The following is a 16,365-nucleotide window of genomic DNA, read 5'->3' on the forward strand; positions in this document are numbered from 1 at the left end:
TGTGGCTCTGATTATAATCCCATGTGCGCCCATGCGGCCGGCGGGTTCTATTTGCGCAACAGTCGCAGGCTGTTGCCGATCACCAGCAGGCTGGCCCCCACGTCCGCGAACACCGCCATCCACATCGTGCCCAGCCCGGCCACGGTCAGGGCCAGGAACACCGCCTTGATGCCCAGCGCCAGCACGATGTTCTGCACCAGGACGGCATGGGTCGCGCGCGACAGCGCGATGAAGCGCGGCAGCTTGCGCAAATCGTCGTCCATCAAGGCGACGTCGGCGGTTTCCATGGCGGTGTCCGTGCCCATGGCGGCCATGGCGAAGCCGATATCCGCCCGGGCCAGGGCGGGCGCGTCGTTGATGCCGTCGCCCACCATGCCCGTGACGCCCTCGGCGCCATAGCGGACGATGGCGTCCAGCTTGTCTTGCGGCAATAGGCCGGCGTGCACCGCGTCGATGCCCACCTCGCGGGCGATGCCGGCGGCGGTGGCGGCGTTGTCGCCCGTGAGCATGGCGGTGCGCACCCCCAGCCGGTGCAGTTCCGCGACCGCCTGGCGGCTGCTGTCGCGCACGGTGTCGGCCACGGCGAACGCGGCGAGCACCGCGCCCTCGTCGGCCAGCACGCTGACGCTCTTGCCTTGCGCCTGCAGGGCGTCCAGCCGCGCCGCCGCCTCGCCGGAGGGCGCCACGCCGGCCCGCGCGCCGACCCATGACGGGCTGCCCAGCAGATAGAGGCGCCCGGCGATCCGCCCTTCGATGCCGCCGCCCGGCGTGGCCTGGACGGCCTGGACCTCAGGCGCTTCGTGCTCCCAGGCCCGGCCGATGGCCTGCGCGACCGGATGGCCCGACCTGCGCGCCAGGCCGGCGGCAATCCGCAGGCTCGGCGCCCGCCCGCCGGCCTGGAGCTCGACGGCGTCCGTCAGGCGCGGCTCGCCCCGGGTCAGCGTGCCGGTCTTGTCCAGCGCGACCCAGGCCAGCTTGCGCCCTTGTTCGAGATAGACGCCGCCTTTGACCAGGACGCCGTGCCGCGCCGCGGCCGTCAGCCCGCTGACGATGGCGATGGGTGTGGAGATCACCAGCGCGCAGGGGCAGGCGATCACCAGCAGCACGAGCGCGCGGTATATCCAGTCCTGCCAGCCCCCGCCCAGGAAAACGGGAGGCAGGACGGCCACGGCCAGGGCAAGCAGGCAGACCGCCGGCGTGTAGACCCGCGCAAAACGGTCCATGAAGCGCTGCGTGTGCGCCTTGGCGCCCTGCGCCTTGCTCACCGCGTCGACGATGCGCGCCAGCGTGGTGTGGTCGAAGGCCGCCAGCGCGACATATTCCAGCTCGCCCATGCCGTTGACGGTTCCGGCGTACACCAGGTCCCCTTCCCGTTTCTCGACCGGCATGCTCTCGCCGGTGATGGGCGCCTGGTCGACCGTCGAATACCCGGCCTCGACCCGGCCGTCCAGGCCGATGCGCTCGCCCGGCGCGACCCGCAGGCGCGTTCCCACGGCCACGCCGCGCGCGGGCACGCTGTGCCAGGAGCCGTCGGCCGCCTGGGCGCGGACGGTGTCCGGCGCGAGCTTCAGCAAGTGCTCGATGGCGTGCCGCGCGCGGCCCAGGGACGCGGCCTCGATGTATTCGGCGATGGAGAACAGGACCATCACCATGGCGGCTTCCGGCCATTGGCCCAGCGCGAAGGCGCCCGTCACCGCGATGCTCATGAGGGCGTTGATGTTCAGATTGCCGCGCGCAATCGCGATCCAGCCCTTTTTATACGTTCCGGCGCCGCCGAGGATCACCGCCAGGCCGGCGGGCAGGGCCTGCATCCACGAGGGCTCGCCCAGCCAGTGCAGCGCCTCGGCCAGCAAGGCCAGGACCCCGGCCAGCGCCAGCGGCCACCAGCCGCCCCGCTTGCGCGCCGCCGCGGCGTGATCGTGCCCGCAGCACGGCGCGGCCTGCGCGGGGACGGCATCTTGGTGGGCGGGCGCATGCGAATGGAGATGGCGGATAGTCATGGGTGTCTGTAAACTCGAAGTTGCTTGCCTGCCGACAGTAGACACCTTAAAGTAACTATAAGGTCAACCCCGGGAGCAACAGCCATGAAAATCGGCGAACTGGCCAAGGCGGCCAACTGCGGTACGGAAACCATACGCTTCTACGAAAGGGAAGGCCTGCTTCCCGCGCCCGAACGCACCGAGGGCAATTACCGCAGCTATCAGGACGAACACCTGGAGCGCCTGCGCTTCGTCCGCAATTGCCGCAGCCTGGACATGACGCACGACGAGATCCGGCAGCTGCTTCGCTATGCGGACCAGCCCGGCAGCGACTGCGGCCCGGTGAACCGCCTGCTGGACGAGCACATCGAACACGTCGACATCCGGCTCAACGAGCTGCGGGCCTTGCGCGCCCTGCTGGCCGGCCTGCGGCAGCGCTGCGAGCACGCCGACTCCGTCGCCCATTGCGGCATCATCCAAGGCCTGGCCTCCATGCCGACCGAAGAAAAACAAACGCCCAGGACCCACCTGGGCTGACTGTCCCACGAACCGGCACAAGGAATCGCCATGAACCAGCCAAGCACAGAAGGCGTCAACCGCGGAGCCGCCCGGCTGAGCGGATTCGACGAACCCGAAATGGAATACCAGCTGCTGCGCGGGCTGGGCGTTTGCAGCTACGGCGGCGGGACCCTGGGGGAAATCATGGTCGCGCGGGAGAACATCGATGCGCGGATGCGCGGCCCTGAACCCGCTGCGGCCGACCCGGCCCGCGCCTGGACCGCCTCTTTCTCCGGGCTTGCGCAGCAGGTGGAGGAATACGGCCGCCGCGCGCTGGCCCAGGGGCATCGCGTCAGCGCGCGCGAGCACCTGCTGCGCGCCAGCATGTACTACCGCGCCGCGGAATATTTCTGCGATCCCTACAAGCCCGACCACCGGCGCTGGGGCATCGCCTCGCGCGAGGCCTTCATACTGGGCGCCAGCCTGCTCGACATCCCAGTCCAGGTCGTGCAGATTCCCTATGAAGGGCTGTGGATACCGGCCTACTACCTCACCCCGGAAGGAAACGCCCAGGGGCGGCGCAAGACCCTGCTGGTCAACACCGGCTTCGACGGCAGCAGCGAAGAGCTGTACTTCCAGGTGGGCCGGGCCGCGCTCGATCGCCACTACAACGTGCTGCTGATCGACGGCCCGGGGCAAACCGGCATGACGCGGCTGCATCCGCAGCTGAAGTTCCGCCCCGACTGGGAAGTTCCCATCAAGGCGGTCATGGACTGGCTTTGCGCCCGGCCCGACGTCGACACCGACCGCATCGCCGCCTACGGCATCAGCCTGGGCGGCTATTTCGCCACCCGCGCGGCCTGCCACGAACCCCGCATCAAGGCCTTGGCCGTCAACTCGCCCATCGTCGACCTGAAAGCCTATCAGCTGGGCTTTTTTCCCGCCGGCATGGCCGACGACCCGCCCGAACTGCTGCTGGAATGGTTCGACGGCGTCCCGTCCACCGAACTGCCGGACAGCCTGCGCGCCCTGCTGAAGATCGCCTTCTTCCGCTTCGGCACGAATTCGCTGCGGGATTGGGTCCGCATGCTGGATGCCTTCCAATGCCGCGACGACCTGGCGCGCCTGCGCGCGCCCTGCCTGTCCATGGTCGGGGCCGCCGAAGGCGCCGAGCCCATGAAACAGGCGGAATATTTCAAGGCCCACGCCGCCGGCCCGGTCGACGAACACGTTTTTTCCCACGCCGAAGGCGCCGACGCCCATTGCCAGACCGCCAACCTGCCTCTGTCGGCCGCGGTGCTGTTCGACTGGCTCGATGATCGTTTCAAATAGCCGGCGTAAAAAAAACCGGACCTCCTGCGAGGTCCGGCTCTACGTCTACTGCCGCTTGGCTAGCGCTTGGGCTTATTCCGCCGCTGCGGTGGCGCCGTAAGCGATGCCGGTCTTGCGGCCGCGGGACTGGGCCAGGCCCAGGACGACTTGCCAGAAGATGGCGAATGCGCCCACGATGAAGACCATGTCGCCGAAGGTGCGGACCCAGCGCAGGGTCTGCAGGATGGGCTGCTGCATGAACTCTTCACTGCGTGCATACCACATGCCTTCCGTCACGCTGGCGTGGAACTGGATGATGCCGATGGGCAGCAGGCTGGTGGCGATCATCAGCACCAGGCCCAGGTTCAGGCCCCAGAACCCCGTGCGCATGACTTTCTCGTTGAACTGGAAGCCGGGGACCACGTATCGCAGCACCAGCAGGGTGAAGCCGATGGCCAGGAAGCCGTACACACCGAACAGCGCCGCGTGGGCATGGACCGGCGTGGTGTTCAGGCCCTGGATGTAGTAGAGCGAGATCGGCGGATTGACCATGAACCCGAATACGCCCGCGCCCAGCATGTTCCAGAAGGCCACGGCCACGAAGCACATCAAGGGCCAGCGCACCGCTTCCATCCACGGAGCGCGGGCCTTCAGGCGCCAGTTTTCCCAGGCTTCATAGCCCAGCACGATCAGGGGCACGACTTCGAGCGCGCTGAAGCTTGCGCCGATGGCCATGACGGGCGTCGTGGTGCCGGCGAAATACAGGTGGTGCAGCGTGCCGGGCACGCCCCCGAGCATGAACAGCGATGCCGAGGCCAGGCTGGCGATGGTTGCGCCGCGCTTGGAGACCAGGCCCATGCTGGAGAAGATGAATGCCAGGGCCGTCGTGGCGAACACTTCGAAGAAGCCTTCCACCCACAGGTGGACCACCCACCAGCGCCAGTATTCCATGATGGTGATGTGGGTGCGCTCGCCGTAGAACAGGCCGGTGCCGTAGAACAGGCCGATGGCGATGGTGGACGCCGCGAGCAGCGCCAGCAGGTTCTTGTCGCCGTCCTTCTTGAACGCGGGCAGCATGCCGCGCAGCATCAGCAGCAGCCAGAAGGCCAGTCCGAGGAATTTGACGATCTGCCAGACGCGGCCGAGTTCCAGGTACTCATAGCCCTGGTGTCCGAGCCAGAAGTTCAGCGACTCGGGCATGATGTGCTTGATCGCCAGGAAATTGCCGATGTAGGAACCGACGACCAGCACGACCAGCGCCCAGAAGAGCACGTCGACGCCGAGTTTCTGGTATTTGGGGTCCTTGCCGCCGTTGATGACGGGCGCGAGGAACAGCCCCGCCGCGAGGAAGCCCGAGGCGATCCAGAACAGCGCCGTCTGCAGGTGCCAGGTGCGCGTCAGCGAATACGGGAACCATTGCGACACGTCTATGCCGTAGAAGGTCTGGCCTTCCACCGTATAGTGCGCCGTGAACCCCCCCAGCAGGACCTGGAAGACGAACAAGGCCACGACCAGGAACAGGTACTTGCCCAGCGCGCGCTGGGAAGGCGTCAGGGCGCCCAGGCTGAGGGGGTCGGCCTTGGGCGCGACGGGTTCCGGTTCCTCGCGGTGCAGGAACGCCCAGCCCCAGACCAGGAAGGCGATGCCGGCAAGCAGCACGACCACGCTGGCGATGGACCAGATGACGTTGGACGCCGAAGGCTTGTTGTCGATGAGCGGTTCATGCGGCCAGTTGTTCGTGTAGGTCACATGCGAATTGGGCCGCTCCGTCGCGGCCGCCCAGGCCGTCCAGAAGTAGAAGTCGGTCAGGTCCTGGCGCCGTTCCGCGCTGGGAAGCGTGCCGTCCTTCATGGCGAAGTTGGAGCGGGTCTTCTTCAGCTCCGGATCATCGCCATACAGCTTCTTGTAGTATTCGGCGGTGTTGGCCATGGCCTGCGCGCGCCGATCCGTGACCGTGACCACGCCGGTCTTCGGGTCGAGCGTGTTGCGGCGGTACTCGGTCTTGAGCTGCGCCCGCAGAATGGCCTGCCGGTCTTCGCTCAACTGGGCGAAGGGCACGCCGTATTCCTGCTGCGCGCCCAGATCCAGCCACGCCGTCAATTCGCGGTGCAGCCAGTCCGACGTCCAGTCGGGAGCCTGGTACGAACCATGGCCCCAGATGGAGCCCACTTGCATGCCGCCCGTGCTTTGCCAGGCCGTCTGGCCGTCGAGGATGTCCTCTTTGGTCATCAGCACCCTATCGGAGACGGTCACCACTTTTTCGGGAATCGGCGGCACTTGCTTGTAGACTTCGACGCCGCTCCATCCCAGTATTCCAAACGTAATGGCCAGGACGACACCCAGCAACCACCATAACTTCTTGTATTCACCCATGTTGGGCTCCTTCTCCAGCATTTGAGGCTTTTAAAAACAGCACATTGTTCTCGAGACCAATGTGCCGCGTCAGATCCTTGCGGAACGTATCCAGTTGTCCATACAAAGCCTGCCAGGTGTTGCAGGCATCGGCGGGCAGTGTCAGTTGCTGCGTGACGCGGTCGATCGCTTCGAGCGCGTTGTTGTGCTGGTCGTGCTCGAACAGCATCACGGTGATGGGGCCGCGGGCCTGGGCGCCCATGCCGTTGGCCAGCATGGGAAACAGCACCTGCTCTTCTTTCAGCATGTGGCTTTCGAGCTCCTGCTGCAGCCCTTCCAGCACGTCGGCCAGCCCGGCGGGGCACAGCTCGCGCCCCGCGTGCACGTGCTCCACGCGCCGCGCCAGGCGTATCAGTTCGGGCAGCTGCACCCTGTGACGCTCATGAAAACGCGTCACGATATAGCTGGTCAGCTCGCCCGCGGACGCCTCGCGCCAGTCGGCGTCGCTCGTCCGTTCCGGCAAAATCGTGTCCATCGTGGCATCATCCTTCAGTGGGTTTGTCGCCTTCCCTATACGCAAGATGCATGCCAGTTTTTTTTAGGGGTTTTCCATGGGATCGTCGCCCAAACAGGGTGAAATCCACCCTGCGGCAACAGGGTAGATTTCACCCTTAGGGTATAATTCACCACCATGGACCAATTGCTGCTCGCCGATCTCGTCACCGACCTTCCCAATGCCGTCCGCCTGCAACGCGCGGTACACACGTTGCGCCAGCGCTTCATGTGCGACGCCGTGGGCCTGCTTTGCCTGGACGGCGACACCCTGCGGCTGGTGGCCGCCGCCGGGCTGGCCCACGAAGCGCTGGGCAGGCGTTTCGTCGTCGCCCAGCATCCGCGCTTCGCCACCATCATGTCGCGGCGCGACCCCACGTGGTTCGAGCCGGGCAGCGTCCTGGCCGACCCCTACGACGGCCTGCTGGACGACAAGAAAGGCTCGCCGCTGCCCGTGCACGACTGCCTGGGCATCAGCCTGCACATCGAAGGCCGGCCCTGGGGCGCCCTGACCCTCGACGCGCTCAAGACCGGCACCTTCGACGCCGCCATGCAGAATGAACTCAAGCGCTACGGGCTCATGCTGGAAGCGGCCATACGCGTCAGCGCGCTCGAAAAGGAAAACCGCAACCTGCGGCAGCTGGGCAGCGGGCTGGGCGAGTCCGGCCCGCTCGGCGACCTGCATGAAATCATCGGCGAAAGCGAAGCCATCTCGCAATTGCTGCACGAGCTCGACGTCGTGGCCGATTCCGACCTGCCCGTGCTGCTGCTGGGGGAAACCGGCGTGGGCAAGGAACTCTTCGCGCGGCGCGTGCACCGCAGGTCGCGGCGCGGCCGCAAGCCCATGATCCACGTCAACTGCGCCGCCCTGCCCGAATCCCTGGCCGAAAGCGAACTCTTCGGCCACGTGAAGGGCGCGTTCTCGGGCGCCAACACCGATCGCCCGGGGCGCTTCGAAGCCGCGCAGGGCGGCACCCTGTTCCTGGACGAAGTCGGCGAACTGCCGCTGGGCGTGCAGGCCAAGCTGCTGCGCACCCTGCAGAACGGCGAAATCCAGCGCCTGGGCACCGATGAAATCATCAAGACGGACGTGCGCATCATTGCCGCCACCAATCGGCAGCTGAAAGAAAACACCCTGGCCGGCACGTTCCGGGCGGACCTCTACCATCGCCTGTCGGTCTACCCCGTGCACATTCCGCCCTTGCGCGACCGCGACCGCGACATCCTGATCCTTGCCGGCCATTTCCTGGAGTTCAACCGCGCGCGCCTGGGCCTGCGCGGCCTGCGGCTTTCCTATGCCGCCGAGCGCGCGCTGCTGGCCTACTCCTGGCCCGGAAACGTGCGCGAGCTGGAACACGTGATCAGCCGCGCCGCCCTGAAAATGCTTACCCGCGGCGCCTCGCGCGACCAGATCCTGACGCTGGGGCCCGAACTCCTGGACGTCGACGCCGGCCAGCCGGCCGCCACGCAAGACCTCTACGGGGCCGAACCCTTCTACGGCATCGAAGGGCCGGCGGCGGGGGAATGGAAAGGCGGCGGCGTGCAGCCTTTGCGCCTGACCGTGGAAAGCACCCAGAAGGCATGCATTCAGCGCGCGCTGGACGCCGCCGGCGGCAATTGGGCGCAGGCCGCCAGGCTGCTGGACATCGACGCCAGCAACCTGCACAAAATGGCCCGCAAACTGGGGCTGAAGGCCGCTTAGGGCCTGTTGACGCTAAGGCGACGGGGCCGCGTCAACGGCCCATGGCGCGCGCGCTCACGCCGCCCGCCATGCCCATGTTCGACTTCGGGAAATCCACCAGGCGCACCCGCACCTCGCTTTCCGGCATATTGACGGCTTCCGCGCCCACTTTGCTGAGCGCCGCGATCAGGGCGTCTTTCTGGGCGTCGCTGCGGCCCTCGATGAAATCCACCACGAACATCAGGCCCGGCGTATTGAACTCGCCCGCGTTCAAATAATGGCCGGCGGGTATCGTATGCAGCAGCACCCGCACGCTGGACAGCGGCGCGCCTATGCTTGCCACCACGGCGTCGCTGCTGCCCTGGAGCAGCCGCTTCTTCTGTTCTTCGGAATATCCTTCGGTGGCGGTGATGGTGACGTAGGGCATGGCTGTTCTCATGAAGGTCAATGGGAAATCGAGCCAAGATTATCGCTGCGCGCATGGATTGCGACAAGCCCGCGGCCGGAACACAGCCACCGTGCGAAAGACGGCCTTCCACAACGCCACCGGAATTTTCCATTACATGTGATTGCCGCTCATGTCGCGCCGGCCTGACCCGAGGCGAAACCGGCCATGGTGGTGGAAAGCGCTTATGTCCGCGCACCAGGCTCGCCAGGGCCCGGTGTGCCGCACGAGCGCAAAGGCAGGATTCGCTTTCAGGTAATGGCGGCGAAGGTATCCAGAGGAGAGCCGCTGCGCGATCCGGGGCACCCTCATCGGTAGCTGCTGCATAGGCGCCCACAAAGGCGAAGCGCCGCAAGAACGGCGCTTCGTTTCGCAGGTGCTCTTTAGCATCAGCACGGCTGAACCCTGTTTCCAGGAGGCGGATAGACACCTTCGCAGGCCCCGGTACATCGATCTGACGACAAGCATAGTCGCTTGTGGGTCAGGGGCCAAGGCGCTTATTCGGCTTATTCGCGCGGGCGCGGCGTTACGCCGACTCGACACGGCGTTCTGCATGTCCAGCACTTTTGGCGCATGGAGGAACCGAAGCCACGGCAGGCCAAGCCTGATGACCATATTGCCCTCCCCGCCCCGTTTACTGTATAAATCCACAGTTCAAAAAAACGGAGCCTATGCCCACCATGTACACCATCACCATCCAAGACGCCCCGAATGACCTGCCCGAGCGCACCCGGCAGGACGCCGAACAGCGATTTCGCCGCACGCTGGAACGAGCCCTCGGCGGGCCCGATGCCGTCCTCGCCGCATACCGGGCCTGGCAGACGGCCGAGGAGACGGCGGAATCGGAAATGACGGCCGACGACATTGCGCTCGCCAAAAGGTGGATCGCGGCGGCCGCGCGTGCCCGCAATGACGGGTTCCGCGACGTGGGCGAGACGGAGGCGTGGTTCGAGGTACGCCTGGACAGGTAGCGGCAGGGCCACCCGCGCCCTTGGCGCCGGCCGTTCCCGCGCAGGCCCTCCCCGGCAAAACCCGGAAAAAAAATCCGGCGACGGCGTATTGTGCAAAATGCGGAACGGCGCCCGCTGCGGAACATGAGTTTCTATTGGTAAAAATAATGTAATAAGATAGAATATATTTTCATAAATAAATATTTAGTTTCAATCGGGCATGGCTTCATAGTAATGACGGTGTAGTCGTTTCTGTCGGGGTTGCCGTTTTATAAAAAAAGAGAGTGCCTTTGAAGACCATCGTACTGGTGGACGATTCCGCCACGCTTTTATTGTCCGTGTCCAATATCCTGACCAAAGCGGGTTATCAGGTAGAAAAATTCTCCAATGCCCAGGATGCGCTGAAGGGGTTCGGCACCGGCATCAAGACCGATCTGCTGATCACCGATCTGAACATGCCGGGCATGAACGGAATCGAGTTCATCAAGGAAGTGCGCAAGCTGCCGCAATACCGTTTCATGCCCATTCTGTTCCAGACCACCGAATCGCAACAGGCCAAGCGCGCCGAGGCCAAGGCGGCCGGCGCCTCGGGCTGGCTGGTCAAGCCCGTCACGGCCACAGACCTGCTCAACACCATCAAGCTCGTGATGCGCTAGCGCGCCGTCGAAAGCACCAGGGGGACGGGGCGATGGACGACTCTGCAAAAGAGAAGCGCAGGCTGCTGCTGGTACTGGCCGTGGTCAGTGCCGGCGTGTGGATCACGATTTATCTCGGCAACGATGTTTTCGAACATGAATTCCTGCCCTGGCTCGGCCTGGGCTCCCCCGCGGGCGACGCCCTGGGCGGTATGCTGATCGCGGTGGTGTCGTTCTTTGCCCAGCGCCTCGTGGCGATCATTTTTTATCGCAACTGGCGCCTGGGGGTGGAAACCCGTGCCGCCGTTGGCCGGCAGGTGAGCCAGGAACTGCGGCAGGTGCCCCAGTTCAACGAAGTGGTGCGCAAGCAGCTGGACACCGTGGTGCAGGGAACGGAAAAAGCCTCGTTCGACATCATCACCCGGATGAACGACATCGACCGGGTGATCGACAAGCTCAACCAGCTTGTGGATTCCAACGTCCATATCTCCACCGATATGATGGCCTCGTCCGAGGAACGCGCCGCCCGGAACCAGGAGCTGATCGACCAGCTCAATCGGTACATCAGCCAGCGCATCGACCAAGCCGAAGCCGACCGCCTGCGCACCGAGCAGTTCGCCCAGCAGGCGCGCTCTCTGACCGGGCTGGTGAGCCTGATCCGCAACATCGCCTTCCAGACCAACCTGCTCGCGCTCAACGCCGCCATCGAGGCGGCGCGGGTGGGCGCCGCCGGGCGCGGCTTTGCCGTGGTGGCGGGCGAAGTGCGCAAGCTCTCGCAGGCCACCGACCATGCCGTCAACCAGATCAACGACGGCATCCAAGGCGTGGTTTCTTCCATCGAGAAGCAGTATGAGGACAATTTCTCGCACAGCAGCATCGAGCTCGAGCACAAGGCGCTGCAGCAGTTTTCGACCCAGCTCCAGCAGCTGGGGCGCGACCACCGCGACCTGATCCGCCACGGCGCCGAGGCGATAGAGCAAATCCGCCAGTCCAGCCTGGAACTGACGGCCATGTTCATGGATACGCTGGCCTGCATACAGTTCCAGGACGTGACCCGGCAGCAGATCGAGCACGTCGTCGCCGCGCTGAAACGCCTGGACGACCACGCCCTCCTGCTGAGCAAGCGCCTGCTGTCCATCGACACGCCGGACGAAGAGCTGCGCCCGCTGGCCGAGCATCTGCAGGACATCTACAGCGGCTACGTCATGCAGGCCCAGCGCAGTGACCACCATAGCGCCATGGGCACGGCCGGCACGGCGCGATCCGGCGCCGCGCCGGCACCCGCAGCCGTCGCAAGCTCTGCGCCCGCCCGCCCCGCCGCCCCTTCGGGCGGCGACGAACCCAAGATCGAGCTGTTCTGACACCTGCCACATTACAGGAGCCACGCATGACCACAGCCGCCGTGCCATCCCCTTCCCTGCGCGCTCAGCGCCTGGTGTTCGACGGGCAACTGACCATCTACGACGCCGGTGTGCTCAAGACCCGGCTGCAAGCCGCGCTGGAGCAGGCCGGCGATGGCGGGCTGGAGCTCGATCTGGACCAGGTGTCCGAGATCGACACGGCCGGGCTGCAACTGCTGCTGCTGGCACGGCGCGAAAGCCGGCGCCTGCAGCGCCCGTTGCGCATCGTCGCCGCCAGTGCGGCGCTGCGGGAAGTCGTGGGCTTCTGCCGTCTGGGCGACTTCTTCGGCGAGACCCTGCCGCCGGACGCCCGGGACTAGGGATCCGTCGGGATCCAACCGTCTCGGGCCATCCGCCTCATCGTCTCCATTGCATCGCCACACCAGGAACAGTTCATGGAAGAAATATTCAGTGTCTTCATCCAGGAAGCCCGTGAGCAGCTCACGGCCATGGAAGACGGCCTGCTGCGCATGGAGCAGGGCGACGGCGACGCCGACCTGCTCAACGCTATCTTTCGCGCCGCGCACACCATCAAGGGCGCCTCCGGCGTCGTGGAGCTGCACCACATCGAGCGCTTCACCCACGTGCTGGAGAGCCTGCTCGACCGCCTGCGCAACGGCGAGATCGGCGTGGGCAGCGAGATGATCACCGTGCTTCTGCGGGGCTGCGACCATATCCGCGTCCTGCTGGACGCAGTGGAGCAAGGCAGCACCGACGAAGACCCGGCGCTGGCCGAGGTGGGTCGAGGCCTGGCCGAGGCGCTGCGAGCCTTCGGCGGAACAGCCGAGGCCGGCACGGCGACCGCCGGCGCGGCTCACCCGGACGCCGCCGCCCCCCTTGCCGACTGCTGGCACATCTCCATCCGCTTCGGCCACGATGTGCTGAAGATGGGCATGGACCCGCTGAACTTCCTGCGCTATCTGCAGCAGCTGGGCGAGATCGTCCACCTCGAGACGCTGTGCGATGCCATGCCGCAAGCGGCCGATTTCGACGCCGAGGCCTGCTACCTGGGCTTCGAGGTCCGGCTGCACTCGCACGCCGGCAAGCAGGCGATCGAGGATGTCTTCGCCTTTTGCCGCGACGACTGCGAGCTCTACATCCTGCCCCCCGACAGCGCGGTGGCCGACTATCTGCAGCTGATCGAACGCCTGCCCGAGGAGCCGATGCGCCTGGGCGAGATCCTGGTGCGTGCCGGCGCGCTGACGCGCGAGGAACTCGAGGCCGGGCTGCGCCGGCAACAGGCGCAATCCCCGCCTCCCGCCCCGGATGCGGCGGACGCTTGCGCCGTGGCGCCGCCCCCGCCCCTGGGCAGCATCCTGGTGCAGCAGAAAACGGTGCAGCCGGAAATCGTCGAGGCCGCCGCCGCCCGGCAGCAGCAGGTGCGCGACAAGCGCAGCGCCGAGGCGCGCCTGATCCGCGTGCAGGCCGACAAGCTCGACCAGCTCATCGACCTGGTGGGCGAACTGGTGATCGCCGGCGCCTCGGCCAGCCTGCTGGCGCGCAAGAGCGGTCAGAGCCATCTGGTGGAGGCCAACTCGGTGCTCTCGCGCCTGGTCGAGGACATCCGCGATTCGGCCTTGCAACTGCGCATGGTGCAGATCGGCGAGACCTTCAACCGCTTCAACCGGGTGGTGCGCGACACCGCGCGCGAGATCGGCAAGGACATCGAGCTGGTCATCAACGGCGCCGAGACCGAACTGGACAAGTCGGTGGTGGAAAAGATCGGTGATCCGCTGATGCACCTGGTGCGCAACGCCATGGACCATGGCATCGAGCCCGCCGACGTGCGCCTGGCCGCGGGCAAGCCCGCGCGCGGACGCCTGGAACTCAATGCCTTTCACGATTCGGGCAACATCATCATCGAGGTGATCGACGACGGCGGCGGCATCGACATCGGGCGCGTGCAGTCCAAGGCCATCGAGCGCGGGCTGATCCAGTCCGGCCACAACCTGACGGACCAGGAGATCGTCAACCTGATCTTCGAAGCCGGCTTCTCCACCGCCGAATCGGTCAGCAACCTGTCGGGCCGCGGCGTGGGCATGGACGTGGTCAAGCGCAACATCCAGGCGCTGCGCGGCAGTGTCGAAGTCCATACCCGGCCCGGCCAGGGCTCGCGCTTCACCATCCGGCTGCCGCTGACGCTGGCCATCATCGAGGGCTTTCTCACGACGGTGGGCCAGGCCTCCCACGTCATCCCGCTGGACTCCGTGGTCGAATGCCTGGAGCTCAAGACCGACGCCACGCGCGGCCACATGCTGAACCTGCGCGGCGAGGTGCTGCCCTTCATCCGGCTGCGCGACTTCTTTGAAATCAGCGGCGAGCCGCCGGCGCGCGAGAATGTCGTGGTGGTCACGGCGGGCGGCACCAAGGCCGGCATCGTCGTCGATCAGCTGCACGGCGAGTTCCAGACCGTCATCAAGCCTCTGGGCCAGCTCTTCCGCCATTTGCGCGGCATCGGCGGCTCCACCATTCTCGGTTCGGGCGAAGTGGCCCTGATCCTCGATGTGCAGGCCCTGATCCAACTGGCAGTCCAGCGCGAGGAGAGCGACTTCTCCTCCGCTTACCTTTCATCCCCCCCCACAACCGACCCGACTCAACCCTTTCATGCCTCGGAGTAGGAAATTCCCATGAACAATATCAAGATCGGCATCCGCCTGGGTATAGGTTTCGCCGTGACCCTGGTGCTGATGGTGGCCATCGCCGGCATCGGCTATACCCGCCTGGCGGCCCTTGGCGCCGAAGTAAACGACATGGCGCACGACAAGTTCCCCAAGGTGGGCCAGGCCAACAATGTCGTCGACGCCGTCAACGCCATCGCCCGGCAGCTGCGCAATGCCTACATCTATCCAGACGAGGCGAGGAGACAAGAAGCATACGAAGAGATCGAGGCCCAGCGCAAGATCATCGACAGCACACTGGCGGAGCTCGAAGCCTCGATCCATACCGAAGCCGGCAAGAAACGGCTCCAGGCCATTCAGGCCGCGCGCACGGCCTACCGGGCGCAGCAGGACCGGGCGCTGGAGCTGATCCGGCAGCACGCGCCGGCCGAGCAGTTCAGCGCCCTGATCGCCGGCGACCTGCGCACGGCCCAGACGGCTTACTTCCAGGCGGTCGACGGCCTGGTGCACTTCCAGACCGAACTGATGAATGAGGCGGGCCTGACCTCTGAAGCCACCGTGGCCAGCTCGCAGACCCTGCTGCTGACCCTGACCGGCGTGGCGGCGATGCTGGCGCTGTTGATGGGCTGGCTCATCACCCGCAGCATCACCCGCCCGGTGGGCGAGGCCGTGAAGATCGCCGACGGGATCGCCGCCGGCGACTTCAGCATCAAGATCGACACCTCGCGGCGCGACGAAGTCGGCCAGGTGCTGGCGGCGCTGGACCAGGCCGTGACCTCCGTCAAGAACATGAGCGCCGAAGCCGCCCACCTGGCCAAGGCCGCCATCGACGGTAACTTGACCACCCGTGCCGATGCCTCCAGGTACCAGGGGGAATACCGGAAGATCGTCGAAGGCGTCAACGAGATGCTGGACAACGTCGTCGGCCCGATCAACGATGTGCGCCGCGTGATGGCGGCCATGGAACAGGGCGACATGACCCAGACCATCACCGCCCATTACACCGGCGACTTCGATGCGCTCAAGCAGGCCATCAACAACACCATCGCCAAGCTGGCCGACACCATCGGCCAGATCAACATCGCCGCCGATGCGCTCAACAACGCCGCCGGCCAGGTCTCGGCCACTGCGCAGTCATTGAGCCAGTCCTCGTCGCAGCAAGCCGCCTCGGTGGAAGAAACCACGGCTTCCATCGAACAGATGACGGCCAGCATCGATCAGAACTCCGAAAATGCCAAGGTGACCGACGGCATGGCCACCTCGACGGCGCGCCAGGCCGAAGAAGGCGGCAATGCGGTGAAGGAAACCGTCGAAGCCATGAAACAGATCGCCGACAAGATCGGCATCATCGACGACATCGCCTACCAGACCAATCTGCTGGCGCTCAATGCCGCCATCGAGGCCGCGCGCGCCGGCGAGCACGGCAAGGGCTTTGCCGTGGTGGCGGCCGAGGTGCGCAAGCTCGCCGAACGCAGCCAGGTGGCGGCGCAGGAAATCGGCCAGGTGGCTTCCGGGTCCGTCAAGCTGGCCGAGCAGGCGGGACAGCTGCTCAATGAAATCGTGCCGGCCATACGCAAGACGTCCGACCTGGTGCAGGAGATCGCCGCCTCCAGCCAGGAACAGAGCCAGGGCGTGGGCCAGATCAATGGCGCCATGGGCCAGCTCAACAAGGCCACGCAGCAGAACGCATCGGCTTCGGAAGAGCTGGCGGCGACCGCCGAGGAAATGGGCGGACAGGCCGAACAGCTGCAGGACCTGATGAGCTTCTTCAAGGTCGATGCCGCCGGCCGGGCCGGCGATGCCGCCATGGCGCACAAACCCGTGCACGCCGTGCCGGCCGCCCCCGCGCGCGCGGCGGCCCATGGCAAGGCGCAACCGCTGCCGGCCGTGGACGAACAGGACTTCGAGCGTTACTGACCAACTGGAAACCAGCCCGAGGAAGCC

The 16,365-nt window shown here is 65.8% G+C and carries 13 protein-coding genes; 9 read left to right on the top strand and 4 right to left on the bottom strand.

Annotation, left to right across the window (positions count from 1 at the left end):
• Nucleotides 1-47: 47 nt before the first annotated feature.
• Nucleotides 48-2,000, bottom strand: a complete 1,953-nt coding sequence (locus H0A72_RS02975; protein ID WP_180153587.1) for a heavy metal translocating P-type ATPase — start codon at nucleotides 1,998-2,000, stop codon at nucleotides 48-50.
• An 84-nt stretch (nucleotides 2,001-2,084) separates the two neighbouring features.
• On the opposite strand from H0A72_RS02975, the gene cadR reads away from it, so the two are divergent.
• Together cadR and H0A72_RS02985 are read left to right on the top strand one after the other, a co-directional pair.
• Nucleotides 2,085-2,516, top strand: coding sequence for a Cd(II)/Pb(II)-responsive transcriptional regulator (gene cadR, locus H0A72_RS02980; protein WP_180153588.1), 432 nt, complete (start codon nucleotides 2,085-2,087; stop codon nucleotides 2,514-2,516).
• Nucleotides 2,517-2,546: 30 nt separating this feature from the next.
• Nucleotides 2,547-3,809: an alpha/beta hydrolase family protein gene (locus H0A72_RS02985; RefSeq protein WP_180153589.1), complete on the top strand. Its 1,263-nt coding sequence runs from the start codon at nucleotides 2,547-2,549 to the stop codon at nucleotides 3,807-3,809.
• 72 nt (nucleotides 3,810-3,881) lie between these two features.
• Here the strand turns inward: H0A72_RS02985 and H0A72_RS02990 are convergent, their stop codons facing one another.
• Both H0A72_RS02990 and H0A72_RS02995 read right to left on the bottom strand, forming a co-directional pair.
• Nucleotides 3,882-6,161 carry a nitric-oxide reductase large subunit gene (locus H0A72_RS02990; protein ID WP_180153590.1) on the bottom strand — a complete coding sequence of 760 codons (2,280 nt, stop codon included), beginning with the start codon at nucleotides 6,159-6,161 and terminating at the stop codon, nucleotides 3,882-3,884.
• Nucleotides 6,154-6,675 (bottom strand): hemerythrin domain-containing protein, encoded by a 522-nt coding sequence (locus H0A72_RS02995; protein ID WP_180153591.1) that lies wholly within the window; start codon nucleotides 6,673-6,675, stop codon nucleotides 6,154-6,156. The genes H0A72_RS02990 and H0A72_RS02995 overlap by 8 nt, the downstream gene beginning before the upstream one ends.
• A gap of 156 nt (nucleotides 6,676-6,831) precedes the next feature.
• Here H0A72_RS02995 and norR point away from each other — a divergent pair, with 156 nt between their 5' ends.
• Nucleotides 6,832-8,394: a nitric oxide reductase transcriptional regulator NorR gene (gene norR, locus H0A72_RS03000; protein ID WP_180153592.1), complete on the top strand. Its 1,563-nt coding sequence runs from the start codon at nucleotides 6,832-6,834 to the stop codon at nucleotides 8,392-8,394.
• Between the two features lie 31 nt (nucleotides 8,395-8,425).
• Here norR and H0A72_RS03005 read toward each other — a convergent pair whose 3' ends face one another.
• Entirely contained in the window at nucleotides 8,426-8,800 is a 375-nt protein-coding gene (locus tag H0A72_RS03005; protein ID WP_180153593.1) for a tautomerase family protein, read from the bottom strand.
• A 698-nt stretch (nucleotides 8,801-9,498) separates the two neighbouring features.
• Between H0A72_RS03005 and H0A72_RS03010 the strand changes: the two genes are divergently transcribed.
• The 6 genes from H0A72_RS03010 (at nucleotide 9,499) to H0A72_RS03035 (ending at nucleotide 16,338) form a co-directional block, all read left to right on the top strand.
• A complete protein-coding gene (locus H0A72_RS03010) occupies nucleotides 9,499-9,789 on the top strand; it encodes a hypothetical protein (protein ID WP_180153594.1) in 291 nt (96 codons plus the stop codon).
• Nucleotides 9,790-10,058: 269 nt separating this feature from the next.
• Entirely contained in the window at nucleotides 10,059-10,424 is a 366-nt protein-coding gene (locus H0A72_RS03015) for a response regulator (RefSeq protein WP_180153595.1), read from the top strand.
• 32 nt (nucleotides 10,425-10,456) lie between these two features.
• On the top strand, nucleotides 10,457-11,764 hold the full coding sequence (locus tag H0A72_RS03020; protein WP_180153596.1) for a methyl-accepting chemotaxis protein: 1,308 nt from the start codon (nucleotides 10,457-10,459) through the stop codon (nucleotides 11,762-11,764).
• A 26-nt stretch (nucleotides 11,765-11,790) separates the two neighbouring features.
• Entirely contained in the window at nucleotides 11,791-12,123 is a 333-nt protein-coding gene (locus H0A72_RS03025; RefSeq protein ID WP_180153597.1) for an STAS domain-containing protein, read from the top strand.
• Between the two features lie 75 nt (nucleotides 12,124-12,198).
• Complete coding sequence (locus H0A72_RS03030) at nucleotides 12,199-14,421, top strand: chemotaxis protein CheA (protein ID WP_180153598.1); 2,223 nt, start codon at nucleotides 12,199-12,201, stop codon at nucleotides 14,419-14,421.
• Between the two features lie 9 nt (nucleotides 14,422-14,430).
• On the top strand, nucleotides 14,431-16,338 hold the full coding sequence (locus H0A72_RS03035) for a methyl-accepting chemotaxis protein (RefSeq protein WP_180153599.1): 1,908 nt from the start codon (nucleotides 14,431-14,433) through the stop codon (nucleotides 16,336-16,338).
• Nucleotides 16,339-16,365 lie beyond the last annotated feature (27 nt).

This window comes from Parapusillimonas granuli, from assembly GCF_013416525.1.
GTDB classification, from domain to species: Bacteria; Pseudomonadota; Gammaproteobacteria; order Burkholderiales; family Burkholderiaceae_B; genus Parapusillimonas; species Parapusillimonas granuli.

Coding starts and splice junctions, on each gene's coding strand:
- H0A72_RS02975 (WP_180153587.1), bottom strand. CDS start 2,000: ATGACTATCCGCCATCTCCATTCGCATGCGCCCGCCCACCAAGATGCC.
- cadR (WP_180153588.1), top strand. CDS start 2,085: ATGAAAATCGGCGAACTGGCCAAGGCGGCCAACTGCGGTACGGAAACC.
- H0A72_RS02985 (WP_180153589.1), top strand. CDS start 2,547: ATGAACCAGCCAAGCACAGAAGGCGTCAACCGCGGAGCCGCCCGGCTG.
- H0A72_RS02990 (WP_180153590.1), bottom strand. CDS start 6,161: ATGGGTGAATACAAGAAGTTATGGTGGTTGCTGGGTGTCGTCCTGGCC.
- H0A72_RS02995 (WP_180153591.1), bottom strand. CDS start 6,675: ATGGACACGATTTTGCCGGAACGGACGAGCGACGCCGACTGGCGCGAG.
- norR (WP_180153592.1), top strand. CDS start 6,832: ATGGACCAATTGCTGCTCGCCGATCTCGTCACCGACCTTCCCAATGCC.
- H0A72_RS03005 (WP_180153593.1), bottom strand. CDS start 8,800: ATGCCCTACGTCACCATCACCGCCACCGAAGGATATTCCGAAGAACAG.
- H0A72_RS03010 (WP_180153594.1), top strand. CDS start 9,499: ATGTACACCATCACCATCCAAGACGCCCCGAATGACCTGCCCGAGCGC.
- H0A72_RS03020 (WP_180153596.1), top strand. CDS start 10,457: ATGGACGACTCTGCAAAAGAGAAGCGCAGGCTGCTGCTGGTACTGGCC.
- H0A72_RS03025 (WP_180153597.1), top strand. CDS start 11,791: ATGACCACAGCCGCCGTGCCATCCCCTTCCCTGCGCGCTCAGCGCCTG.
- H0A72_RS03030 (WP_180153598.1), top strand. CDS start 12,199: ATGGAAGAAATATTCAGTGTCTTCATCCAGGAAGCCCGTGAGCAGCTC.
- H0A72_RS03035 (WP_180153599.1), top strand. CDS start 14,431: ATGAACAATATCAAGATCGGCATCCGCCTGGGTATAGGTTTCGCCGTG.